Raw genomic sequence first — 22,562 nt, 5'->3', positions numbered from 1 at the left:
GGCCTCGGTGGGACCGTTGGAGGTGCCGGGGCGGTCGAAGTAGGCCAAGATGTCCGCTGCCCGCTTCTTCAACGTCCGGCCCAGCGCCGCCAGTTCAGTGAGCTTCTTCGGCACCGCCCGGCCCAGCTTGGTGATCAGCGTCTGCATCATCACCTTGCCCTTCGCCCGGTCGGATTCCCGGTAGGCGGCGACCATGTGCTGGTAGAACGCCCAGGTCGCCTCGACCTCCACGTGCTCATCCCCGTCGAAGACGTCCTGGATCCGCGAGTACTGCCGGTCAGTGAGCAGATCCGCCCCGGTCAGCAGCGTTCGTCTGGCCTTGTAGAGCGGGTCCTCCTTGCGGCCGCGGTGGCCGAGGACCTGTTGCTGGACCCGCCGCCGACACTTCTCCACAGCATCCCCAGCCAGGCGGACGACGTGGAAGGGATCCATGACCGCGGTCGCCTCGGGCAAGTTCCTCCTCCGCGGCGGTCTTGAAGCCGGTGAACCCATCCATGGCCACCACCTCCACGCCGTCCCGCCAGGCCTGGTCGCGTTCGGCGAGCCAGGTCTTGAAGACCTGCTTGGAGCGGCCCTCCACCATGTCCAGCAGGCGGGCCGGCCCGGTCCCGTCCCGCAGCGGGGTGAGGTCGATGACCACGGTGACGTACTTGTCCCCGCCGCGGGTGTGGCGCCACACGTGCTCATCCACGCCGATCGCGGTGACGCCGTCGAACCGGGACGGGTCGTCGATCAGCATCCGCTTGCCTTCGGCGAGCACGGCGTCGTTGGCGGTGTTCCACCGCACCGCCAGTGACTCGGCGACCCTCGCGACGGTCAGGTGCTGCATGACCAGGGCCTCCAGAGACCAGCGCAGGGCCCGGCGGGAGAGCTTGGCCTTGGGCTCGGCCGCGGCGGTGGTGTCCTGGCGCCAGACGTGGGCGCAGTCATCGCACCGGTAGCGGCGGACCGTGATGTGCAGGCTTGTGGGCCGCCAGCCCAGCGGCTCATGGGCCAGCCGGCGGATCACGGTGCCTCGTGGGGTGCCGTGGGATCCGCACTGGCGGCTGGCACGCCATTACGGGATCGCGAACATGCTGATCTTCCACAAGCTCTCCGACCTCGACAACGTCGGCGACGCCGGCTCCGCCATGCGCTCCCTGGCCAACAGCCTCCTGGCCAATGCCGAGACCCGGATTGTCTACCGGCAGGAGTCCGATCAGCTCGGCCCCACCGCCCACGCCCTCGGACTCACCGGCACGGAGCAGAAACTCCTCCCCTCTCTGGGGGTCGGGCAGGGGCTCTGGCGGATCAAAGACCGGGCTTTCGTCACCCAACACCAGCTGCATCCGGCCGAGCTGGAACTGTTCGACACCAGCTCCCGGCTCACCTCGGGAGTGAAGTGATGACCCGCACACCCCCACACCGCACGACCCCGCACAAGCCCGCGGACACCCCGGTGGTGCTGCCCCACGTCGTCATCACCGTCACCGAGACCGGCGCCCTGGACGTCACCGTCGACGGCACCGACTTCCCGCCGCCATCAGACGGGGAGACGTGGACACGGAGCACCTTTGGAAACCTCCTAGACGCCATCACCGCCGACCGGACGATCACCGTGCGCATCGAGGTCCGCGAAACCGACGGGACCGTGTTCACCGACATCCTCCATGCCCGACGCCGCACCCCGCCACCCGCCGATGCCGAACCAAGCGAGCCAGCCTCGGGGCGGGGGAAGCACACGACGAAGCCCCGCGGCCCCGCGCTGGCGGAGGTGACCGCAAACGGATTCGTGCCCGGCGAGGACGTCGCCGTCGCGGTCATCGTCTCCCACACCGACGCGACCGGTACCGGGGACGCCCGCACCCTCCTCGACCTCGACCGCCTCCGACCCGTCCTGCGCGACGGAACGGGCGAGGTCGCGTTGCTCGGCCGCGTCTCGGGGACTCTACGTATGCGGCGGCTACCGTGAGCGCACCGCAACGGCAAACCGGAAGCATGGGCGAGGAGCTGACCAACGCCGCCCTCATCGGCCTGGTCGGCATGTTCGGGGTCGCACTCATCCTCCGCGCCGCAGGGTCCGTCGCGGCGTTCCTCACCGGCACACACCAACCCGCAGCCGGCCCGGCCGCAGGACTCGGGGTGCTGTTCAACCCCGCAGACCCCGCAAGCGCGCTGGCCGCCGATGGCCTGCACCCGGTCGCCTACTGGATCACCACAGCGGCCCTGCTCGCAGGGCTCATCGCCACCGGTGCATGGGTGTGGGGTCGGATACGACGGCACTCACGGAAGGTCGAGCGTGACCCGCGGCGCCTCGCCGGCACCGCCACCAGCCAGGAAGTCGCCCAGACCGCCTCGGGCAAGGCGCTGCTACACCGCGCCGAGACACTACGGCCCTCGCTGAGCGATCCAGTCCCCTCGGATGTCGGCTACCGGATCGGCACCTCCAAGGGCCGTGAGGTCTGGGCGAGCGTGTAGGACTCAATCCTGCTCATCGGCCCACCCCGATCAGGCAAAGGCCTGCACATCGTCATCCCGGCAATCCTCGACGCCCCCGGCGCCGTCGTCACCACCAGCACCCGGCCGGACAACCTCACCGCCACCCTCCGCGCCCGCGAGCGGGTCGGTCCCGTCGCCGTATTCGACCCGCAGCGCTTGGCTGAGGGGCTGCCCGCCGGGATGCGTTGGTCACCCGTCCGCGGCTGCGAAGACCCGCTGACCGCGATGATCCGCGCCACCGGCCTCGCCGCCGCCACCGGACTCTCCGCAGGTGGGGTCGAATCCGGGGGCTTCTGGGAAGGCAAAACCCGCACCGCCCTTCAATCGCTCCTGCACGCCGCCGCCCTCGACCACCGGCCACCGGCCGAACTGTTCCGCTGGACCCTCGACCCCTCCGCGGCCGCCGAAGCCGTCGCGATCCTGGCCAACTCACCAGCGGCCGCGACGGGATGGGCAGACTCCCTCGGGGCGATGATCGACTCCGACCCCAAGACCCGCGACAGCATCTGGCAAGGCGTCGCCCTCGCCCTCGGAGCACTGGCCGACCCGCGCGTGCTCGATGCCGTCACACCCGGCCCAGGCGAGGAGTTCGATCCCGAAGGCTTCATCCGACAGCGCGGCACGCTATACCTGCTCGCCACCGGTGCCGGCGCCGGCGCATCCGCCGCCCTCGTGGCGGCGCTTGTAGAAGACCTCATCGAAACCGCACGCCGCCTCGCAGCCCGCGCAGCCGGCGCCCGCCTCGACCCGCCCCTGCTGCTCGCGCTGGACGAGATCGGCAACCTCGCACCCCTACCCTCGCTGCCGACGCTGATGGCCGAAGGCGGCGGCACCGGCATCACCACTCTCCCGGTCTTGCAGTCGCTAGCGCAGGCACGGGACAAGTGGAACGAGAACGCCGCCGGCGCGATCTGGGACGCCAGCATCGTCAAGATCATCCTCGGCGGCGCCTCCAACAGCCGTGACCTCCAAGACCTGACCACCCTGATCGGCGAACGCGACGAATACACCGACTCCGTCACCCTCGGCGACCACGGCACCCGCTCCAACCAACGCTCCATCCGCCGCGTCCCCATCCTGCCGCCAGACCGAATCAGAACGCTGCCATTCGGCACCGGTATCACCCTCCTGCGGTCGGCACCGCCCATCGTCACCGACCTGCGGGCCTGGCCATCGCGCCCTGACGCCGCCCGGTTGAAGACCGACCGGGCCGAGATCGAGGCGCTGCTGCGCCGCCCCACCGAGTCCTAAGACGCGGTGTCGTGACACATGCGCGTCCGTGTGTGCGGACGTGCACCTGCCTGACACAGCGGCCCCGAACGGGTGGTCGCCATCGAGAAGGCAGGAAGGCATTGTCATGGCTATTCAGACGCAGGAGTCGTTGTCGGGGTTCATCGCCTCGGACCCGCAGTTGCGCGAAACGTCGAAGAGCGATGCCCGGTTCTACGCACGGGTCGGCAAGGAGCACTTCCGCCGCGAGGACGACGGGTCGTTCACCCAGATCGAGACGACCTACCACCACATGGTGATGTTCGGCCGTTCGGCTGACCACGCCCACGCGAAGTTCGCCAAGGGCGACAACTTCATCGCCGAGGGCTACACGCGCCCCGTCAGCTACGACCGCGACGGCCAGAACGTCGAGGGTGAGGAGTTCGTCGCCAAGAAGATCGGCCACGACACCGCCCGCACCCGCTACGACGTGGACCGCACACCGCGCCGGGCTGCGGTAGAGCGAGACGCGGCCGCGTTCGAGGCACCAAACCCGCCGGCACCGGCCGCCCAGTCGTCGCCGCTGAGCCTGTGAACGGGGAGCGGCGACGATGACTGAGGACACCCCCGACTTTGACCCCGGCGTCGGGACGGACGAATCCGGCCCGGCCGAACCGGATGTCTTCGACCCTCCGCCGCGGATCAGCGCCGCGGACGTGTCGGAGCCACCGCACCCCGTGAACTGGAACCTGCTGACCGCGCACGAACTGGAACAAGAATGGCTGGCGCTGAACCGGTGGGTGGACTGGCTGCGGCACACCTACGGGCTGCCCGCCAGCGTGATCCCGCCGTTCTGGCACCACCATCCCGAACTGGTGTGGGAGCTGTCCGCTCTGCATCTGCATTGGCTGTGCGCCTACGACGCCGAGCAGAACGGGTCCGCCCCGAGCGGGTGGCATCGCGACTTCGCCGAGACCCGCAACCGGCTCCGCGACTGGGTGGCCGCCTCTGGCACTCGCCTGGATCGGGACCGGCCCACCCGACAGACCGTCTGGCCCGGCGAGGACCCTGCACCCCCGGTGGAGGACATTATCATCGCCGACCGCGACAGCGAGTTCGTGGATTTCGTGATGGCCGATGTCGAGCGGCGTCAGCAGGCCGAGGACGCGTTCTACGCCCACATCGACCCCGACACCGGTGAGGTACGGGACTGATGGGCTCCTATGTGAAGAAGACGAACCGCCGTCGCTACGAGGACCGGTCGTTCTCCGTCCGCGCGGTCCATCGTGACCGGCCGGACCTGCACAAGCTCGCCGAGGTCCTGATCCGGCTGACGTTGCAGGAGACCGGCCACACCCGCGCCGAACACCGGGCAGCCGAGCCGCCCGACACCTACCGCCCCGCTGCCGGCGGCTCGTCGTCTGCGGCTATCGCGCAATGACGGACCGGGACGGTAGAATGAACCAAGCAAGCCTCGCGCACCGCGTGGGGTGTTGTGGTCCTAAACCTCGCCGCGTGGCGGGCAACACGCAACGTGACCCTCTCTGGGTCTCGTCCTACAGCCTTCGGGCTGCTCTCACGATCAGCACCCCCGTCACGGGCTCCATCGGCCAATGGGCGCGAGGGTCGATCCGCGTGAGAGAAGGACCCCGATGACCACCGCGACCAACACCGACCCCGTCCGTGACGACCCGGTACAGAGCCTCATCGACCCACCCCAAGGTGCCGCCGTGGCAGTGTCGTATCTGCGCGTGTCCACCAAGGAACAGGCAGAGAAGGGCGGCCGCGACGAGGGCTTCTCCATTCCCGCCCAGCGCGAAGCCAACCGGCGCAAGGCCGAACAGCTCGGAGCGGCCGTCGTGGAAGAGTTCGTCGACGCCGGTGAGTCCGCTCGCAAGGCCGATCGGCCCGAGCTGATGCGGATGATCCGCTACGTCAAACAACACAAGGTCGCCTACTGCATTGTTCACAAGGTCGACCGCCTAGCCCGCAATCGCGCCGACGACGTCACCATCCACCTCGCCCTCCAGCAAGCCGGGGTGCTCCTCGTCTCCGCGACCGAGAACATCGACGAGACACCCTCGGGGATGCTGCTGCACGGCATCATGTCCACCATCGCCGAGTTCTACTCCCGCAACCTCGCCACCGAAGTCACCAAAGGCATGACCCAGAAGGCCGTCGGCGGTGGAACTCTCGGTAAGGCACCCATCGGCTATCTCAACGTCCGCACCCGCGACGAACTCGGCCGCGAAGCCCGCACCGTCGAACCTGATGCCGAGCGGGCACCCTTGGTCGAGTGGGCATTCAAGGCCTACGCCTCGGGGAATTGGACCGTTAGCCAGCTCCACGACGAACTCACCTCCCGCGGCCTGATGAGCCTTCCCACCCCGAAACGCCCCTCCAAGCCGTTGGCCGTGTCCTCGGTGCACCGGCTGCTGACCAACCCTTACTACAAGGGCGACGTGACATACCGGGGCATCAACTACAAGGGCGCCCATCAGCCCCTCGTGCCCGCCGAGGTCTGGTACCAGGTCCAATCCGTCCTCACCGCTCACAAGTCGGCGGCGGAGGCCACGCAGATCCACGACCACTACCTCAAAGGCACCATCCACTGCGGAGGATGCGGGTCCCGGCTCATCGTGTCCAACGCGAAGAACCGACACGGCAACGTCTACTGCTACTTCGTCTGCTCCGGACGGCACTCCAAGCGCACCAACTGTGACCGCAGCGCAATCCTCATCGCCGATGTCGAGAAGCTGATCGAGGACTACTACCAGCGCATCCAGATCACCCCCGCCCGCCGCAAAGCACTCGCCGGCATGCTCCACCACGAGTTCGATCAGCTCATGTCCGCCGAAGTCGACGAACTGGCCCAGCTCACCGCCAACCGCGACCGCCTCCAACACGAGCAGGAACGGCTCCTGCAAGCCCACTACGCCGACGCGATCCCGCTTGCCCTGCTCAAACGCGAACAAGATCGCATCCTGGGCGAACTCGACCAAGTCAACCGGCGCATCGACGCCCACCACGGCGAATACGCCGACGCCCGAGCCCACCTCGACGACGCCCTGGACCTGCTGACCAACTGCGCTGACATCTACAACCGGTGCGACGACGCCAACCGACGCCTATGCAACCAGGCGTTCTTCACCAAGGTCTACATCGACGAAGACGACGAACTACGCGCCGAGAACAACCGACCCTTCGAGATGCTCCTCGACCCCGAGATCAACGCCAACGCCCTCACCTGGGCCGAGAATGCAGACAAGGCCCGAACCACCACCAACGAATCTGTTGGCAAGGGTTCGAGCCTTGTGCGTCGGGTGGGCCCAGTGGGGATCGAACCCACGACCCGCGGATTAAAAGTCCGCTGCTCTACCAACTGAGCTATAGGCCCACGCAGAGTCTACCGGTCCCCACCGACCTACCGACGCGCTGGTGACCGGGGTTAGGCTCGGGGCAGACTCACACCCGATCCACTGAGGAGCGCGTCATGGTCACCGCAGCACAGCACGTCGTCGACACACTGGCACTGAGCGGGGTGAGCCGCGTCTACGGGATCGCCGGCGACTCGCTCAACGGCTTCACGGACGCCCTCCGCGACACGGACGGCATCGACTGGATCAGCACCCGCCACGAGGAGGCCGCCGCCTTCGCCGCCTCCGCAGAGGCCGGGCTCACCGGCGGCCTCGCCGCCTGCGCCGGTTCCTGTGGGCCCGGCAACACCCACCTCATCAACGGGCTCTACGACGCGAAGCGCTCCCGGGTCCCCGTCGTCGCCCTGGCCGCGCAGATCCCCAGCGAGGAGATGGGCACGGGCTACTTCCAGGAGACCAACCCCCAGGAGCTCTTCCGCGAGGCGAGCGTCTACGTGCAGCCGGTCAACCACGCCTCCCAGCTGCCCCGCCTGCTGCGCATCGCGATCCGCGAGGCGCTCGCCCAGCGCGGCCCCGCCGTCCTCGTCATCCCGGGGGACGTGCTGCTGGACAGCGTCGACGCCGCCGCCGAGGCCGTCCTCCCCACGCAGACCTCACTCGTCCCGGCGGGGCCCGCTCTGGCCGGCGCGGCGCAGGCCCTCAACGACTGCACGAAGGTGACGATCCTGGCCGGTGCCGGGGTCGAGGGCGCGCATGACGAGGTCGTCGACCTGGCACAGCGTCTCCAGGCCCCCATCGTCCACGCGCTGCGCGGCAAGGAGTTCATCGAGCACGACAACCCGTATGACGTGGGGATGACCGGTCTGCTGGGCTTCTCCTCCGGCTATCACGCGATGATGGGTGCGGAGACCCTCGTCCTGCTGGGCACGGACTTCCCCTACCCGCAGTTCCTCCCGCAGGACGCGACCGTCATCCAGGTGGACGTGCGCGGCGGGCAGATCGGTCGCCGCATCAGCGTCGAGCACCCCCTCGTGGGCGACGTCCGCTCCACCGTCCAGGCGCTGCTGCCGCTGCTGACGCAGAAGACGAACTCGAAGCACCTGGACCGCATGGTCAAGCACTACGGGAAGACGCGGAAGGAGCTGGACGAGCTCGCGACCCCGGCCCGTCGCCGCATCCACCCGCAGTACCTCACGCGCCTCATCGACGAGGCGGCCGCGGACGACGCGGTCTTCCTCCCCGATGTGGGATCTCCCGTGATGTGGGCGGCCCGCCACCTCACGATGAACGGGAAGCGCCGGCTGCTGGGCTCGTTCACCCACGGATCGATGGCGAACGCGCTGTCCCAGTCGATCGGGGTGCAGTCCGCGGAGCCGGACCGGCAGGTCGTCGCGCTGGCCGGTGACGGCGGCCTCACGATGCTCCTGGGCGAGCTGCTCACTCTCACCCAGCATCAGCTGCCGGTCAAGACCGTCGTCTACAACAACGACTCCCTCAACTTCGTGGAGCTGGAGATGAAGGCCGCCGGCTTCGTCACCCACGCGACGGACCTCAACAGCCCGGACCTGGCGGCAGTCGCGGACGCGCTGGGGGTCAAGGGCTTCCGCGTCGAGAAACCCAAGGACCTCGAGACGACGGTGCAGGAGTTCTTGGCCCACGACGGCCCGGCACTGCTGGACGTCGTCGTGGAGCGGCAGGAGCTGTCGCTGCCGCCGTCGATCAAGGCGGAGCAGGCGGCGGGCTTCGCCCTGTTCGCCATCCGCACCGTCCTGTCCGGCCGGGGGACGGAGCTCATCGATCTGGCGAAAGCGAACATGCGCCAGCTCCTCTGAGCCGGTCCCGCCCGTCAGGCCCGCCCGGCCCCGGCGAGCCCGCCCCGCTCGTCACGCCCACTCCGCCGTCCTGAGCCGCTCCACCCTCCTGCCGGGCGATCCGTGTGTCGAACCGTGTCGCTGTGTGACGCGGTGACCGCGCGCCGGAGCCGGACTGCACCACTGTTGTCTCGTTCACGACCACGGCAGACAGAGGAGCGGGACGATGGCGGAGAAGACGACGGGCGGACCGACGGGTTCGGGCATCCGCGAGGAGCTGGCGGCGCGCAAGCGCAAGCGCTCGCTCCTGCTGGGAGCGGGAGCGGGCGTCGCCGCGATCGCGCTCGTCGCCGGTGTGACACTGGCCGTCACCGGCGGCGACGACGACGGCGACGCGCAGGCGGAGCGGCAGTCGCTGAAGCTCGCGACGTCCGAGGACAACGCGTACTTCGACGCGGTCGCAGAGGTCGCGGGCGAGAAGGGCGTCGACGTCGAGTGGGTCAACCTCGACGACTGGGTCCTCCCCAACTCCGAGGTCTCGAACGGCGCCCTGGACGGCAACGCCTTCCAGCACATCCGGTTCCTCGCCACCTACAACGAGCAGAACGATGACGACATCGTCCCGGTGTTCACGACCGTCGTGACCCGGTGGGGCGTCTTCTCCCCGGACTACGACTCGATCGAGGACCTGCCGGACGGGGCCACCATCGCGATCCCGGACGACGCGGCGAACTCCGCCCGTGCCCTGGGGATCCTCGACAGCGCGGACCTCATCACCCTGCGGGAGGGTGCCGGCGGCCTCGCCTCGCTGGAGGACATCGAGGACAACCCCAAGGACCTCACGTTCACGGAGCTGCAGGCGACGACGATCCCCCAGCAGTACGACGACCCGTCGCTGGACGCCGTCGTCGTGGGGTCGAACTACTTCGATCCCAGCCAGGAGATCACGATCGACGACGCGCTCATCGCGGACGACCCGCAGGGCGACGAGACGCTCCAGTACGCGAACGTCATCGCGACGACCGCGGACCGCGCGGACGATCCGGTCTGGGACGTGCTGCGCGAGTCCTACGACGATCCGCGCGTCACGGAGGCGATCGACGAAGAGCACTTCGGCCGCGTCGTCCGCCTCGACGTGGAGGACGACCGCCTGCAGGACGCGTTCGAGACCGTCACGGAGGAGGCCGCGAGCGTCTCCTGACGCACACGCCTGCGACGACAGACCGCCTCGGGGTGGGCCGACAGGCCCGTCCCGGGGCGGTCTCACGAGCGGAGGGGTCTCAGAGCCGCACGTCGGGCCGCCACGTCTTGGGGACCTCGGGCGCGGACTCCGTGCCGTCCGCAGCGTCCGGTGCGTCGGCCGCGTCCGTCTCGTCGACCTCGGGCAGTCCCAGCTGGTCGACGGTCTCGCCCTGGATGTCGTTCCGGCGCTTGCGCGCGGTCATGAGGTGCCGCAGGCCGGCCATGAGGTCTGCGTCCTTGAGCGCGGAGCTGGAGGCGGGGTCCAGGTCCGCCGGGAAGTGGCCCGGCATGTCACCGAAGGCGGTCTGCGCGTTCTTCACGACCGTGCCCGCCATCATCCGGTTGGCGACGCCACCCACCACGGCTCCCACGCCGAAGGGCAGGGCGCGTCCCACGACGGAACCGCCCGTGCGCGCCGCGTACGTGCGGATCAGCTTCTTGCGCAGCTTGCGCACCAGCGGGTCGATGACGACGGACGGCAGCTGCCGGGTCACGAGCGATCCGAAGTTGGAATGCACGGCGGGCCCGCCGTCGGCCTGCTGGGAGAACTGGCGGACCAGGTCCTTCCCGGCGCTGCCCAGCATGAGCCCCATGACCAGCGCGTTCGCGCGTGCGGGGTCCTTCACCTGGAGGTCATGCAGTTCCGCCAGCGACTGCGCGTAGAGAGCGGACATCTCCAGGAAGCCACCGGTCTCCACGGCGGCCAGGCCCAGCGCCGCGCCGGTGCCCAGCCCGGGGACGACCGCGGTCGCGCCCACGGCAGCGCCGCCGCCGGTCGTGAGGTTCACGTAGTGCTTGCGGAGGATCTCCGCGATCTCCGCCGGCGTGGCGTGCGGGTGCCGCCTGCGCACGCTGCGGATGTAGGCGAGGACGACGGGCCGCTGGACGGACAGGGCGCGGCCCAGGAGCGTCTGCGCATGCGGACGGAGCTCGCCGTTCTTCGTGAACGCGAACCTGGACGCGGCGCCGATCCGCTTCTGTGCCTTGCTGTTCGTGGTCATCGGTCCTCCTCGGGGCCTGGGGTGCGCCCGGGTGTCCGCCGCAGGATCGCCGGGCGGGGACGCACTCACGACAGTACAAACACAGTCTGAGTGTCCGCCCATTCCTGAGAATCGCTCGCATGTGTGCCGGGGACGGGGAGTAGCCTGGTCCGGATGCGCCACCACAAGCCCGTGCTCAAGCCCGACCTGGACGCCTACGACGCGCGCCCCGACCCCGCGCAGCTGGCGGAGATCGCCCACGCGACCGCCGCCCTGCTGGTGCACGGGTCGACGGAGCCGGAACCCGCCGCCGAGGACGCGGACAGTCCCGCGCGTGTCTCCCGTGCCGCTCGCGACGACGAGGCCACCGCGCGTTTCGTCCATCTGGCCGACGACATCGGGCTCGAGGCGATCGCGGAGATCTGGTCGACCGCACCGGCCGTGTCGCTGCCGGGGGTCCTGTGGCGGCTGTACGCGCTGCGCGAGTGGATCGCGCGCAACCCGCGCCTGTCCGCGGACGAGTTCACGGCGGGCCGGGCCGTCTCCCGGGCCCAGGGGGTGGGCGGGCGCATCCGCGTCGACCCGTACCTCGCGGAGCTGATCGCGGGAGTCGAGGACCCGCCCGGACCGGACCAGGTGGTGCGCGCGGCGGACCAGATCCTGGCCGGTGCCTTCCGCGGGGACTTCGCGATGGCCCTCCTGCGGGCGGCCGCCTTCGCCGAGGTCGCGGCCGCCGGCCGCTGGGAGCTGGACCGCCACGAGGGGTCCCGTGCGTTCGAACAGCTGGCCTCCGACCTCACCTCCGCCGCCCGCGCCTTCGCGGCGGGATCCCTGGGATGACGGACCCCGGGGCGACCCCCGCAGAATGACGATGCCCGGGCGAGGGTGCCCGGGTGACGGTTCTCATGCTGAGAAGCATCACGATCCGCGGTTGATGCCCGCAGAACACTCGGAGAGTACGATGGGGGCGTGGCCCTCGGGTCACGCCGGGTGCCGGGCTGCTGAAGCCCCGGGCTCCAACATCAGCCGCTTCGAGCGGCCTACCGCCGAGAGGCGCTCTCAGTCCGGCACCCACCACAACCAGACCAGTGAGGTGATCTCCCCGTGCGCCTGCGCAGGCTGTCGAATGAGGCGGAGTACTTCACGCGCCTCGCGGACCTCGCGACCAGCCTCCGCAACGGCACGCTGATCCTCGCGGAACTCACGGGCATCCCGATGGAGGAGCGGCGCGGCGCCGTCAGCCGCCTCACGGAGGTCTCCGACACGGCGGACGCCGCGGAATCCGCCGTCCTGCGCGCGCTCCGGGAGAACTACGCCACCCCCGTCGACCGGGACGCGCTCTACCGGCTCGCCTCGACGCTGCGCGAGACGGTCCACCGGCTGGAAGCGGTGGGATTCGCCCTGTCGTCCTCCGCGTTCGAGGAGTTCCCCGTGGGCGTCCACGAGTTCCTGGCGGTCCTGTCGAACGCTTCGGACCAGACCCACAGCATGCTCAAGCGGTTGCCGGCGAAGCCCGACCAGTGGCAGTACGTCGAGTCGATGTCGCGCCTGTTCCACCGCGCGGAGATGCTGCACCTGCAAGTGTCCGACGCGGTGCCGGCAGCCCGGCGCGGACTGGTCCACCTGGCGGCTGCGACGCTGCTGGGCCAGATGTTCTACGAGGCCGCGCGGTCCTTCGCGGCGCTGGGCGGTGTCGTGGCGGAGATCGCCGTCCGGGAATCCTGAGCGACGACAGTGGAGTACCTCTTCCTCGCCGCCGTGCTGGCGACCACCGGATTCGCCTTCGTCAACGGATTCCACGACGCCGGTGTCACAGTGGGCAATGCGGTCAAGAACCGCGCGCTGAACCCGTGGATCGCGCTCGTCATGGCCGGCGTCTTCAACTTCATCGGGGCTCTGCTGGGGCAGGGCGTCGCCCTGACCGTGGCAGAGAACACCGTGACCCTGCCGCACGATCCGCACCGGTTGCTGTCCGTCGTGTTCGCGGGTCTGACCGCAGCGATCGTGTGGGGCGTCATCACCTACCTGGCCGCCGTCCCGGTGTCGTCGACGTACACCCTCGTGGGCGGACTGCTGGGCGCGGGCCTGGTCTACGGCGCGGTCGCGGACCTCCAGGGCATGATGCTGCGACTCATCCTGCCGCTGCTCCTGGCGCCCGTCGTGGTCCTCGCGATGTCCGCCCTCGTGACGGCCGTCGTGTCCCGGCTGGCGGAGAACGCCGCCCCCAAACCGCTGTTCCGCAATGCGCGGGCGGCCGATGCGGTCGTGACGGGCATCCTGGCACTGGGCCACGGCGTGCAGGACGCGCAGAAGTCCGCCGCGGTCCTCATGATCGCGGTACTGGCCTACCAGGGCATCGACTTCGTCGACGGTGAGTCGACGGACGTGTCGTGGCCGGTGCGGCTCCTCATCGCCGCCGCCCTGGCGATCGGCACCCTGACCTCCGGCTGGCGCGTGGCGCGGACCGTCGCGACCCGCATCGTGCGGCTGGACCCGCTCAAGTCCGTCCTGGCCAACGGCGTGGCCGCGACCGCGACCCTGGTCGCCGCGTTCGCCGTCGCCGTCCCCGTCTCGATCGTCTACTCCGTGACCGCCGCGAACGTGGGGACGCAGTTCTCCGGTCGCCGCGGCGTCGTCCGCCTGCGCTTCCTCCTGCCGGTCGTGGGCACGGCCCTGCTGGCGATCCCCGTGACCGCTCTCCTGGGCGCCGGACTGGCGGGACTCCTGGTGCTGGCAGGGATCTGAGACGCGACCAGGGATCCGGCCGCACTCGCAGGACGACTGATGCGGCGCGCTCGGAGGAGCGCGCCGCATCTGGTGCAGGCATCAGCGGGGGAGCGCCCCCTGTGCGGATCAGCCGAAGCGGCCGGAGACGTAGTTGAGCGTCTGCTCGTTCTCCGGGTTCTGGAAGATCGTGGAGGTCTCCGCGTACTCGATGAGCTTGCCCGGCTTGCCGGTGCCCTGGATGTTGAAGAACGCGGTCTTGTCCGCCACGCGCGCCGCCTGCTGCATGTTGTGCGTGACAATGACGACGGTGTAGTCCGCCTTCAGCTCGTTGATGAGGTCCTCGACCGCCAGGGTGGAGATCGGGTCCAGCGCGGAGCACGGCTCGTCCATGAGGATGACGGACGGCTCGACGGCGACCGTGCGGGCGATGCACAGACGCTGCTGCTGGCCGCCGGACAGGCCCGAGCCCGGCTTGTCGAGGCGGTCCTTGACCTCGTTCCACAGGTTGGCGCCGCGCAGCGACTTCTCGACGATCGCGTCCGCATCCGACTTCGACAGGCGCGTGCCGTTGAGCTTGTAGCCGGCCAGCACGTTCTCGCGGATCGACATCGTCGGGAACGGGTTGGGGCGCTGGAACACCATCCCCACCTCCGCACGGATCCGGACCGGGTCGACCCCGGGTCCGTAGATGTTCTCGCCGTCCAGCAGCATCTGGCCCTCGGCGTACGCGCCGGGGAGCACCTCGTGCATGCGGTTGATCGTGCGGAGGAAGGTCGTCTTGCCGCAGCCGGACGGACCGATGAAGGCGGTGACCGCCCGGGGTTCGATGCGGATGTTCACGCCCTCGACAGCCAGGAAGCTGCCGTAGTAGACGTTCAGGTCGACGGCGTCGATGCGCTTTGCCATGGTTCCTTCGATTCCTTTGGTTCTGAGCCTGCTCGTGCTGTTCCGTGCGATCGCCGGGCGATCAGCGTCCGGACTTCTTGGGAGCGAACGCCTGGGCGATGATGCGCGCGATGAGGTTGAGCAGCATCACGATGATGATGAGCACGAGCGCCGCGGCCCATGCGCGCAGCTCCGACGGCAGCGGGGCGCCCGGGGCGGTGGGGTTGACGAGCTGGCGGTAGATGTAGACCGGCAGGGCGGTCATCCAGCCGCTGAACGGGTTCCACGTCGTGGTGGCGAGGAAGCCGGCCGTCACGAGGATGGGCGCCGTCTCACCGGTCACGCGGGCGATGGCCAGCGTGACACCGGACGCGATGCCGGAGATCGACGTGGGGAGGACGACCATCATGATCGTCCGCCACTTGCGGACGCCCAGTGCGTAGGAGGCCTCGCGCAGCTCGTTGGGGACCACCCGCAGCATCTCCTCCGTCGAGCGGACGACGACGGGGATCATGAGGACCGACAGCGCGATCGACGCCGTCAGGCCCATCTTGACCATCTGCAGGTGGACCGGGCTGGACCCGATGAAGGTGGTGATGAACAGCTGCACCGCCGCGAAGGCGAACAGTCCCGCGACGATCGAGGGGATGCCGGTCATGACGTCGACGAAGAAGGTGATCGCGCGGGCGAACCAGCCGCCCCGGCTGTACTCGACCAGGTAGATCGAGGTGAGCATGCCGATCGGGACGGAGATGATCGTCGCGACGATCGTGATCATGAGGGTGCCCACCAGGCCGTGGACGAAGCCGCCGGACAGCGGTTCGCCCTGGTCCTGCGTGGCCGCGTCCGTCGCGCCGTTCGTGGTGGACATGTCGTCCACCAGGAGACCCGGGTTCGTGATGAGGGTGGGCAGACCCTGGGCGAACACCGTCCACAGGAGCGAGATCAGCGGGATGAGCGCGATGATGAACGCGGCCCACACCAGGTTGCGCCACAGGCCGTCCGTCGCGCGCCTCCTGTTCTCGACCACGCGCGTCGCGATGTACATGCCGATCACGTAGACGACGGCGGAGACGATGAGCCAGCCGGTGATGGAGAAGCCGTCACCCATGACTGCGGCGATCCCCGCGCCGACCACGAGGGCGCCGCCGGCGACGGCGGCCCAGGTCCACGCGGGCTTCTGGCCCTCGGTGAGCGTGCCGCTGCTGCCGCGGCCGTTCTTCTTCACGGCGGGCGCGGGTGCGGCGCCGCTCTGGTCCTGATTCTTCAGTTCAGTCGACATCAGTTGGCTCCCGAGAATTCCTTGTGGCGGCTGACGATCCAGCGGGCGATCATGTTCACGACGAGCGTGATGACGAAGAGCATGAGGCCTGCGGCGATGAGCTCGGACTGGCGCATGCCGAACGCCTCGGGGAAGTTCAGGGCGATCTCCGACGGGATCGTCTGGTTGCCGGAGGAGATGAGGCTGAGGGAGAAGACGCCGCCGGACAGGACGAGCGTGACGGCCATGGTCTCACCCAGCGCGCGGCCCAGGCCCAGCATGATCGAGGAGATGATGCCGGCGCGGGCGAAGGGGAAGACGGTCATCTTGACCATTTCCCACTGTGTGGCGCCCAGCGCCAGGGCGGCCTCCTCGTGCAGCTTGGGCGTCTGGAGGAAGATCTCGCGGCACAGCGAGGTGATGATCGGCAGGATCATGACCGCGAGGACCACTCCGGAGGTCAGCAGCGTGCGGCCCGTGGTCGAGGGGCTGCCCGCGAAGAAGGGGATGAAGCCCAGGTTGTCGTGCAGCCATCCGTAGATCGGGACCATCGCGGACGACAGCGTGATCATGCCCCAGGCGCCGAAGACGACGGAGGGGATCGCTGCCAGCAGATCGATGACGTAGCCGATGGGCGTCGCGAGCTTCCGCGGCGCGTAGTGCGAGATGAAGAGGGCGATGCCCACCGCGACGGGCGTGGCGAGGAGGATGGCGATCGCGGAGGCCATGAGCGTGCCGCCGATGAGCGGCATGACGTAGACCCAGAAGTTCTCCGCGCTCTTGATCGAGTCGACGTTGGAGAAGACCTTCGGTGCCAGTGCGGGCAGCGACTCGGTGACGAGGAAGATCGCCACGAAGGCGAGCACCAGGAGGATGAGTCCGCCCGCCCCGTAGGCGAGCCCGGCGAAGATCTTGTCCGCGGAGGCGCTCCCTGATGACTTCGTGGTGGGCGAGGCGGATGCGCTCCTCGCTTCTGTGACCTGCTCAGCCACTGTGACTCCCCTCGGAGTGTCGCGATCCGGGCGGCGGCCCGGGCGTGTGTCGGTTTCGTTCGTCCTGCTGCGTACCAGTGTGCAGGACCGACGGTGCCGCCGGCCCGCTCCACGAGCGGACCGGCGGCGTCGCCGGATGGTGCGTCAGAGCTGTCCGTCAGCCCTGGACCGCGATGGCGCCCAGGCGCTCAGCAGCGGCGGAGCGGGTGTCCTCGGAGATCGGCGCGGAGCCGGCCGAGTCCGCGGCGGCCTGCTGGCCCTCCTCGGAGATGACGTACTCACCGAATGCCTTGGCCAGGTCAGCGGTCTCCTGATCCTGGTACTGCTGGCAGTAGATGTGGTACGAGACGAGGACGATCGGGTAGACGCCGGCCTCCTCCGTGCTGCGGTCCAGCTCGACGGAGCCGTCCTCGTTCTGCTCGGAGGCGTCGACGGCGGCCGAGGCGGCGTCAGCGGAGTACTCGACGTACTCGTCGCCCACGCCCACGGCGACAGTGCCCAGCTCGCCCACCTGCGAGGCGTCCGCGTAGGTGATCGCACCGTCGGTGCTGCCGGCCAGCGAGACGACACCGGAGGTCTGCTGCGCGGACTCCGCTGCGATCTCGGACGGCCAGGTCTCGACCTCGTCGTACTCCCAGGCGTCGCCCGCGGCCTCGGTGAGGTACGCCGTGAAGTTCTCCGTCGTGCCCGAGTCGTCGGCGCGGTGCACGACGGTGATCGGGGTGTCGGGGAGCTCCGTGCCCTCGTTCTGCTCCGCGATCTTCTCGTCGTTCCAGGTGGTGATCTCACCGGCGAAGACCTGAGCGATCGTCTCCGCGTCCATGTTCACGGTGTCGACGCCCTCGAGGTTGAAGGCGACAGCGACGGGGGAGATGTAGGACGGGACGTGGAAGACGCCCTCCGGGCCGCAGATCTCCTCTGCCGATGCCTGCTCCTCCTCGTCCATCGCGGCGTCGGAGCCCGCGAAGGAGTACTGGCCGGCGAGGAAGCCCTCGCGGCCCGCGCCGGAGCCGACCGGGTCGTAGTTGACGGTGAGGTCGGGGGAGACCTCGGTGACGCCCTGCGTCCAGGCGGTCATGGCGGACTCCTGCGAGGAGGCGCCGCCGCCGATCAGGGTGCCGGCCGCCGAACCCGCGTCAGCGGACTCGCCGCCCTCGGAGCCGGAGGTGTCGCCGCCGCCGCAGGCGGAGAGGGTGAGTGCTCCGGCCGCGAGGAATGCTGCGGCCGTGCCGAAACGCTTGAGCTTCACGTGGGTGCCTTTCGATCAAGGTGTGGGACATCCGGGGGATTCCCCAGTGCAGGGGGATGTCCCCGAGTGCGGTCCACACGTTACGAGTGCCGGGTGACCCACAAGGTTGCGGAATGTGAACACGCGGTGAATGGGATCCCCGGAGCATGGGATTCTGCTCACAGTCCTCGCAGTGGGCGTCCAGCCGTGGTGACGGGCGTCACGCTGCGACCGCGCGCCGGCCGCGGGGTGTCGCCGCCGTCACGTGTCGATGGGGCGGTAGCGCTCGAGCTCGACGATCCGGGGGACGGGACCCGGGCGCACGTAGGCGACGAGGATCTCGCCCGGGTTCATGTACGGATCCCGCGGGGGCAGCGACTTCGCCAGTCCCTCCGGCGAGTGCCGGGCCAGGACGTCCAGCACGGTCGGCAGCACCGGACGGTGCGTGCACAGCGCGGTGGGGATCCCCTTGTGCAGGATCTTCGTGAGCACCGCCTCCGTCTTCGCGGCGTCCTTCGCGTTGGCCTTCTCGCTCAGTGGCCCGCTCTTGCGGACCCGCTTGCCGCTCGCGGCTGCGAACGGCGTCAGCGTCGCCACGCAGCGCTTCCAGGGGCTGGAGACCAGGCGCTTGACGGGCCAGGCGGACAGCAGCCCCGTGAGCGCCAGCGACTGTCGCGTGCCGATCGCCAGGAGGGGGCGCTCGTGCTCCGTCTCGTGCCACTTGCTGCGCGGGAACGCCTTCCCGTGCCGGACGATGATGAACGGCCACGCGCGCAGACTGCCGGAGGCGTGCGCCTGTTCGACCTTGTCCAGCTGCTCGCGGTCGGCGAACCGGGTGAGGCGCCGGCGCGCCTCCTCGACCGTCATCCACTCCGCCTCGTCGATCTCCTTGAGGTCCGCGATCGTGCCCCGGGGCCGTTCCGTCACCTCCGCGGCCCAGTAGGCGACGTGCTTCCGCAGGTTCTTGCCCACCGTGTACCGCGCGCTGGGCAGCGGCAGGCCCAGCTGGACGTCGTACCCGGTCTCCTCGCGCACCTCCCGGACCGCGGCCTCGGGCAGGGTCTCGCCCTTGTCCACCTTGCCCTTGGGCCACGACCAGTCGCGGTAGCGCGGGCGGTGCACCAGGAGGACTTCCAGGCCGTACTGGCGCTCGCGCCACAGGACGCAGCCCGCGGCCAGGACGTCCGCTTTGAGGCGGGCGGACTCCCCGGCGTGGCTGACGGGGGTGGGGCTCATCCGCGCTGCCTCGACCAGCGCGTGCGGTGGGCCCGGTAGAGCTGCTGCTGATAGTCGTCCAGTGCCGCGCCGTCGGCATCGGAGGCGATGCGCGTCCAGACGCCGTCGCAGTCCAGCTCGAAGTGCGCGGTCGAGTCGCTGAAGGCCAGGTCGAGCATCTGGCGGACCTCGTCGACGTGCTGCGGGTCCTGGAGGCGGACAAGCGCCTCGACCCGGCGGTCCAGGTTGCGGTGCATGAGGTCGGAGGAGCCGATCGACGCCTCCGCGTGCTGCAGCCGGTCCCCGTGCTCGAAGACGAAGGCCCGCGAGTGCTCCAGGAAGCGGCCCAGGATCGACCGCACCTCGATGTTGTCGCTGAGGCCGGGGATGCCGGGGCGGATCGCGCAGATCCCGCGCACGAACAGCTGCACCTCCACACCTGCGCGCGAGGCCAGGTAGAGGTGGTCGATGATGGCCTCGTCGACGATCGAGTTCATCTTCATCCGGATGCGCGCCCGCTCGCCCCGCCGCGCGCGCTCCGTCGCCTCCCGGACGTGCTCCAGCAGGCCCTCGCGCACCCGCGACGGTGCGACGAGCAGGCGGGAGTACGTGGTGTCCGGAGCCAGGCCGGACAGCTGGTTGAAGAGCTTCGCGATGTCGCGGCCCACGACCGGATCGGAGCTCAGCAGGCCCAGGTCCTCGTAGATGCGGGCGGTCTTGGGGTGGTAGTTGCCGGTGCCCACGTGGCAGTAGCGGCGCAGGCCGCCCGGCTCCTGGCGCACGACCATGCACAGCTTCGCGTGCGTCTTGAGGCCCACGATCCCGTAGACCACGTGGACGCCGGCGCGCTCCAGCTTGCGGGCCCACGTGATGTTGTTCGCCTCGTCGAAGCGCGCCTTGATCTCCACGACCGCCAGCACCTGCTTGCCGGCCTGCGCCGCCTCGATGAGTGCGTCGACGATGGGGGAGTCGCCGCTGGTGCGGTAGAGGGTCTGCTTGATCGCGACGACGTGCGGGTCCGCCGCGGCCTGCTCGATGAACGCCTGGACGCTCGTGGAGAAGGACTCGTACGGGTGCTGCAGCAGGATCTCGCGATCGCGCAGCGCGCTGAAGACGTCCGGCTGGTCGGAGGACTCCGCCTCCGCCAGGGCGCGGCTGACGAACGGCACGGCCTTGGGGTAGTGGAGGTCCTCGCGCGGGATGTCCGCCAGGATCGACAGCCCGCGCAGGTCGAGCGGGGTGGGCAGCTCGTAGATCTCCGACTCGTTCAGGGCCAGCTCGGACACCAGCAGCTCGCGCACGCGCGGGTGCATGTCGTCCGTGACCTCGAGGCGGACGGCGGGGCCGAACCGGCGGCGCTCCAGCTCCTGCTCCAGCGCCTTGAGGAGGTTCTCCGCGTCGTCCTCCTCGACGGCGACGTCCTCGTTGCGGGTGATGCGGAAGCACGAGGCGGACACGACTTCCATGCCTTCGAACAGGATGTCGAGGTGGGCGGTGATGAGTTCCTCGATGGGCAGGAACCGGGCGGCCGCGTCCGGGTCCGCGGTGGTCCGGGAGCCGCGCCCGCTCTGCCCGTCCGGCTGGATCGAGGCGACGTCGATGAAGCGGGGCAGGACCGGCGGGACCTTGACGCGGGCGAAGTGCTCCACGCCGGACCGCGGATGGCGCAGGACGACGCCCAGGTTGAGCGACAGCCCGGACACGTAGGGGAACGGGTGGGCCGGGTCGACGGCCAGCGGGGTGAGCACGGGGAAGACGCGCTCCTCGAAGAGGCGGGCCATGCTGGCCCGCTCCGCCTCCGTCAGGTCGTCCAGGCCCACGACGTGGATGTCCTCCCCTTCGAGGCGGGGTCGGATGTCCAGTCGGTAGAGGTCGGCATGGCGGCGGGCCAGCGCGCTCGCCTTCTGCGTGATCGCCTTCATCGTGGCGCGGGGCTGGGTGCCGGTGACGGACGGGACGGCCAGCCCCGTCGAGATCCGCCGCTTGAGGCCCGCGACGCGCACCATGAAGAACTCGTCCAGGTTCGAGGCGAAGATCGACAGGAAGTTGACCCGCTCCAGCAGGGGGAGCGTCTGGTCCGCGGCCATGTCGAGGACGCGCTCGTTGAACGCGAGCCACGACAGCTCCCGGTCCAGGAAGCGGTCCGGCGCCGCCGGCAGGTCGTGCTCGTCCCCGAAGGCCGTCACGTCATGCTGCATGGGGGTCCTCCGCGGGCTCGTAACTCACGTGGACAACGGTACGTGAGAATCCGACCGCCCTGTACAGCGGCAGAGCCTTCTCGTTGTCGCTCTCGACGTAGAGTTCGATGGCCTCCGCCCCCGCCGAGACCAGCCGTCGCATCCCCTCGAGCAGGAGCGCCCGGCCCAGGCCGCGCGCGTGCACCTGAGGGTCGACGCCGATGACGTGGACCTCGCCCATCCGCAGCCCCGACGGGTGGTCCGCGTGCATCTTCGTCTCGTGGAATCCCAGCAGCCGGCCGTCGGCCGTCGCCTCTGCGATGACGACGCCGCCGAGGTCGAAGTCCGGATCCTGAAGCCGCGCCCGGTAGTCCGCGGGGTCCTGTCCGCCCTGCTCCGGGTGCCAGCTGAAGGCCGCGTTGTTGACCCGGGCCCAGGCCTCGGCATCGGCCGGGCGCACGCTGCGCAGCACCGTGCCCTCGGGCACCCGGGGCTCCGGGGGGTCGGGGACCCCCTCCGTCGTGAGCTGGAGCAGCTCGCGGGAGCGGGAGAAGCCTGACTGCGCGGCCATGTGCGCTGCGGCGGGGTGGTCGCCGTGCGACCAGAACCACGGCCGGCCGCCGGCCTCCCGGGCGGCGCGGTCCAGGGCGGTCACGAGGAGCCGGCCCAGGCCTCGGCCGCGGTGTGCGGGGTCGACGACGGCCTCGGCGGCCCAGCGGTCTCCCTGCAGGGCGGCGGCGCCCACGCCCAGGAGCGGAGCGGACAGGGCGGCCTCGTCGTCCGCGGGGACGGTGACGCCCACGAGGACGGCGGTGCCGGCGGCGGCCGCCTCGAGCAGTCCGTCGGACAGCGGTGCCGGTCCGTCCGCGCGGGTCGCGGACTCGAGGAGCGCCCGCGCCCCGTCCAGGTCCATGGGGGTGATGAGGCGGGCGGTGCCCGCGGTGCTGTGAGTCAAGGGTCCTCCTGCGCATGCGTCGCCG

17 protein-coding genes, 1 tRNA gene and 4 pseudogenes are annotated in these 22,562 nt (G+C 69.8%); 12 read left to right on the top strand and 10 right to left on the bottom strand.

Annotated features, from left to right (window positions below):
* Positions 1-1,045, bottom strand: a pseudogene (locus HGBR_RS16455) (ISL3 family transposase); the annotation flags it as partial.
* Here HGBR_RS16455 and HGBR_RS04860 point away from each other — a divergent pair.
* From HGBR_RS04860 to HGBR_RS19330, 7 genes and pseudogenes are all read left to right on the top strand, one after another.
* Positions 1,032-1,385 (top strand): annotated as a pseudogene (locus HGBR_RS04860) (ATP-binding protein); the annotation flags it as partial. The pseudogenes HGBR_RS16455 and HGBR_RS04860 overlap by 14 nt on opposite strands.
* A complete protein-coding gene (locus HGBR_RS04855) occupies positions 1,385-1,951 on the top strand; it encodes a hypothetical protein (protein ID WP_019158204.1) in 567 nt (188 codons plus the stop codon). The pseudogene HGBR_RS04860 and the gene HGBR_RS04855, both read left to right, overlap by 1 nt.
* Positions 1,952-1,977: 26 nt before the next feature.
* Positions 1,978-3,729, top strand: a pseudogene (locus HGBR_RS16450) (type IV secretory system conjugative DNA transfer family protein).
* A gap of 106 nt (positions 3,730-3,835) precedes the next feature.
* A complete protein-coding gene (locus HGBR_RS04845) occupies positions 3,836-4,282 on the top strand; it encodes a single-stranded DNA-binding protein (RefSeq protein WP_026077341.1) in 447 nt (148 codons plus the stop codon).
* A gap of 16 nt (positions 4,283-4,298) precedes the next feature.
* A complete protein-coding gene (locus tag HGBR_RS04840) occupies positions 4,299-4,901 on the top strand; it encodes a hypothetical protein (RefSeq protein WP_019158200.1) in 603 nt (200 codons plus the stop codon).
* The gene (locus HGBR_RS04835; RefSeq protein WP_019158199.1) at positions 4,901-5,128 is read left to right on the top strand and encodes a hypothetical protein; all 228 of its coding nucleotides are present in this window, start codon (positions 4,901-4,903) and stop codon (positions 5,126-5,128) included. The genes HGBR_RS04840 and HGBR_RS04835 overlap by 1 nt, the downstream gene beginning before the upstream one ends.
* A gap of 172 nt (positions 5,129-5,300) precedes the next feature.
* Positions 5,301-6,401, top strand: a pseudogene (locus HGBR_RS19330) (recombinase family protein); the annotation flags it as partial.
* 610 nt (positions 6,402-7,011) lie between these two features.
* On the opposite strand, the gene HGBR_RS04820 reads toward HGBR_RS19330, so the two are convergent.
* Positions 7,012-7,084, bottom strand: a tRNA-Lys gene (locus tag HGBR_RS04820).
* 96 nt (positions 7,085-7,180) lie between these two features.
* Between HGBR_RS04820 and poxB the strand changes: the two genes are divergently transcribed.
* Positions 7,181-8,896: a ubiquinone-dependent pyruvate dehydrogenase gene (gene poxB, locus HGBR_RS04815; RefSeq protein WP_019158198.1), complete on the top strand. Its 1,716-nt coding sequence runs from the start codon at positions 7,181-7,183 to the stop codon at positions 8,894-8,896.
* Positions 8,897-9,101: 205 nt separating this feature from the next.
* On the top strand, positions 9,102-10,076 hold the full coding sequence (locus HGBR_RS04810) for a MetQ/NlpA family ABC transporter substrate-binding protein (RefSeq protein WP_019158197.1): 975 nt from the start codon (positions 9,102-9,104) through the stop codon (positions 10,074-10,076).
* Between the two features lie 79 nt (positions 10,077-10,155).
* Here the strand turns inward: HGBR_RS04810 and HGBR_RS04805 are convergent, their stop codons facing one another.
* On the bottom strand, positions 10,156-11,118 hold the full coding sequence (locus tag HGBR_RS04805; RefSeq protein WP_019158196.1) for a hypothetical protein: 963 nt from the start codon (positions 11,116-11,118) through the stop codon (positions 10,156-10,158).
* 153 nt (positions 11,119-11,271) lie between these two features.
* On the opposite strand from HGBR_RS04805, the gene HGBR_RS04800 reads away from it, so the two are divergent.
* From HGBR_RS04800 to HGBR_RS04790, 3 genes are all read left to right on the top strand, one after another.
* Positions 11,272-11,937: a hypothetical protein gene (locus HGBR_RS04800; protein ID WP_019158195.1), complete on the top strand. Its 666-nt coding sequence runs from the start codon at positions 11,272-11,274 to the stop codon at positions 11,935-11,937.
* 264 nt (positions 11,938-12,201) lie between these two features.
* Entirely contained in the window at positions 12,202-12,822 is a 621-nt protein-coding gene (locus HGBR_RS04795) for a DUF47 family protein (RefSeq protein WP_019158194.1), read from the top strand.
* A gap of 9 nt (positions 12,823-12,831) precedes the next feature.
* The gene (locus tag HGBR_RS04790) at positions 12,832-13,842 is read left to right on the top strand and encodes an inorganic phosphate transporter (protein WP_019158193.1); all 1,011 of its coding nucleotides are present in this window, start codon (positions 12,832-12,834) and stop codon (positions 13,840-13,842) included.
* Between the two features lie 108 nt (positions 13,843-13,950).
* Here HGBR_RS04790 and pstB read toward each other — a convergent pair whose 3' ends face one another.
* The 7 genes from pstB to mshD form a co-directional block, all read right to left on the bottom strand.
* Positions 13,951-14,730: a phosphate ABC transporter ATP-binding protein PstB gene (gene pstB, locus HGBR_RS04785; protein WP_019158192.1), complete on the bottom strand. Its 780-nt coding sequence runs from the start codon at positions 14,728-14,730 to the stop codon at positions 13,951-13,953.
* A 61-nt stretch (positions 14,731-14,791) separates the two neighbouring features.
* The gene (gene pstA, locus HGBR_RS04780; protein WP_019158191.1) at positions 14,792-15,991 is read right to left on the bottom strand and encodes a phosphate ABC transporter permease PstA; all 1,200 of its coding nucleotides are present in this window, start codon (positions 15,989-15,991) and stop codon (positions 14,792-14,794) included.
* Positions 15,991-16,962, bottom strand: coding sequence for a phosphate ABC transporter permease subunit PstC (gene pstC, locus HGBR_RS04775; protein WP_019158190.1), 972 nt, complete (start codon positions 16,960-16,962; stop codon positions 15,991-15,993). The genes pstA and pstC overlap by 1 nt, the downstream gene beginning before the upstream one ends.
* A 157-nt stretch (positions 16,963-17,119) precedes the next feature.
* Positions 17,120-18,211 (bottom strand): phosphate ABC transporter substrate-binding protein PstS, encoded by a 1,092-nt coding sequence (locus HGBR_RS04770; RefSeq protein WP_019158189.1) that lies wholly within the window; start codon positions 18,209-18,211, stop codon positions 17,120-17,122.
* 240 nt (positions 18,212-18,451) lie between these two features.
* Positions 18,452-19,426: an NUDIX hydrolase gene (locus tag HGBR_RS04765; RefSeq protein WP_019158188.1), complete on the bottom strand. Its 975-nt coding sequence runs from the start codon at positions 19,424-19,426 to the stop codon at positions 18,452-18,454.
* Positions 19,423-21,603, bottom strand: coding sequence for an RNA degradosome polyphosphate kinase (locus HGBR_RS04760; protein ID WP_019158187.1), 2,181 nt, complete (start codon positions 21,601-21,603; stop codon positions 19,423-19,425). The genes HGBR_RS04765 and HGBR_RS04760 overlap by 4 nt, the downstream gene beginning before the upstream one ends.
* A complete protein-coding gene (mshD, locus tag HGBR_RS04755) occupies positions 21,593-22,537 on the bottom strand; it encodes a mycothiol synthase (protein ID WP_019158186.1) in 945 nt (314 codons plus the stop codon). Before mshD ends, HGBR_RS04760 begins: the two co-directional genes overlap by 11 nt.
* Positions 22,538-22,562 lie beyond the last annotated feature (25 nt).

Source organism: Brevibacterium senegalense (assembly GCF_000285835.1).
In the GTDB taxonomy this organism is placed as follows: domain Bacteria; phylum Actinomycetota; class Actinomycetes; order Actinomycetales; family Brevibacteriaceae; genus Brevibacterium; species Brevibacterium senegalense.
Note: the sequence above shows the minus strand (reverse complement) of the source record. Positions and strands in the feature narration are given on the sequence as shown.

Bases quoted from the DNA above. Each gene is read 5' to 3' on its own strand.
- HGBR_RS04855 (WP_019158204.1), top strand. From the start codon at position 1,385: ATGACCCGCACACCCCCACACCGCACGACCCCGCACAAGCCCGCGGAC.
- HGBR_RS04845 (WP_026077341.1), top strand. From the start codon at position 3,836: ATGGCTATTCAGACGCAGGAGTCGTTGTCGGGGTTCATCGCCTCGGAC.
- HGBR_RS04840 (WP_019158200.1), top strand. From the start codon at position 4,299: ATGACTGAGGACACCCCCGACTTTGACCCCGGCGTCGGGACGGACGAA.
- HGBR_RS04835 (WP_019158199.1), top strand. From the start codon at position 4,901: ATGGGCTCCTATGTGAAGAAGACGAACCGCCGTCGCTACGAGGACCGG.
- poxB (WP_019158198.1), top strand. From the start codon at position 7,181: ATGGTCACCGCAGCACAGCACGTCGTCGACACACTGGCACTGAGCGGG.
- HGBR_RS04810 (WP_019158197.1), top strand. From the start codon at position 9,102: ATGGCGGAGAAGACGACGGGCGGACCGACGGGTTCGGGCATCCGCGAG.
- HGBR_RS04805 (WP_019158196.1), bottom strand. From the start codon at position 11,118: ATGACCACGAACAGCAAGGCACAGAAGCGGATCGGCGCCGCGTCCAGG.
- HGBR_RS04800 (WP_019158195.1), top strand. From the start codon at position 11,272: ATGCGCCACCACAAGCCCGTGCTCAAGCCCGACCTGGACGCCTACGAC.
- pstB (WP_019158192.1), bottom strand. From the start codon at position 14,730: ATGGCAAAGCGCATCGACGCCGTCGACCTGAACGTCTACTACGGCAGC.
- pstA (WP_019158191.1), bottom strand. From the start codon at position 15,991: ATGTCGACTGAACTGAAGAATCAGGACCAGAGCGGCGCCGCACCCGCG.
- HGBR_RS04765 (WP_019158188.1), bottom strand. From the start codon at position 19,426: ATGAGCCCCACCCCCGTCAGCCACGCCGGGGAGTCCGCCCGCCTCAAA.
- HGBR_RS04760 (WP_019158187.1), bottom strand. From the start codon at position 21,603: ATGCAGCATGACGTGACGGCCTTCGGGGACGAGCACGACCTGCCGGCG.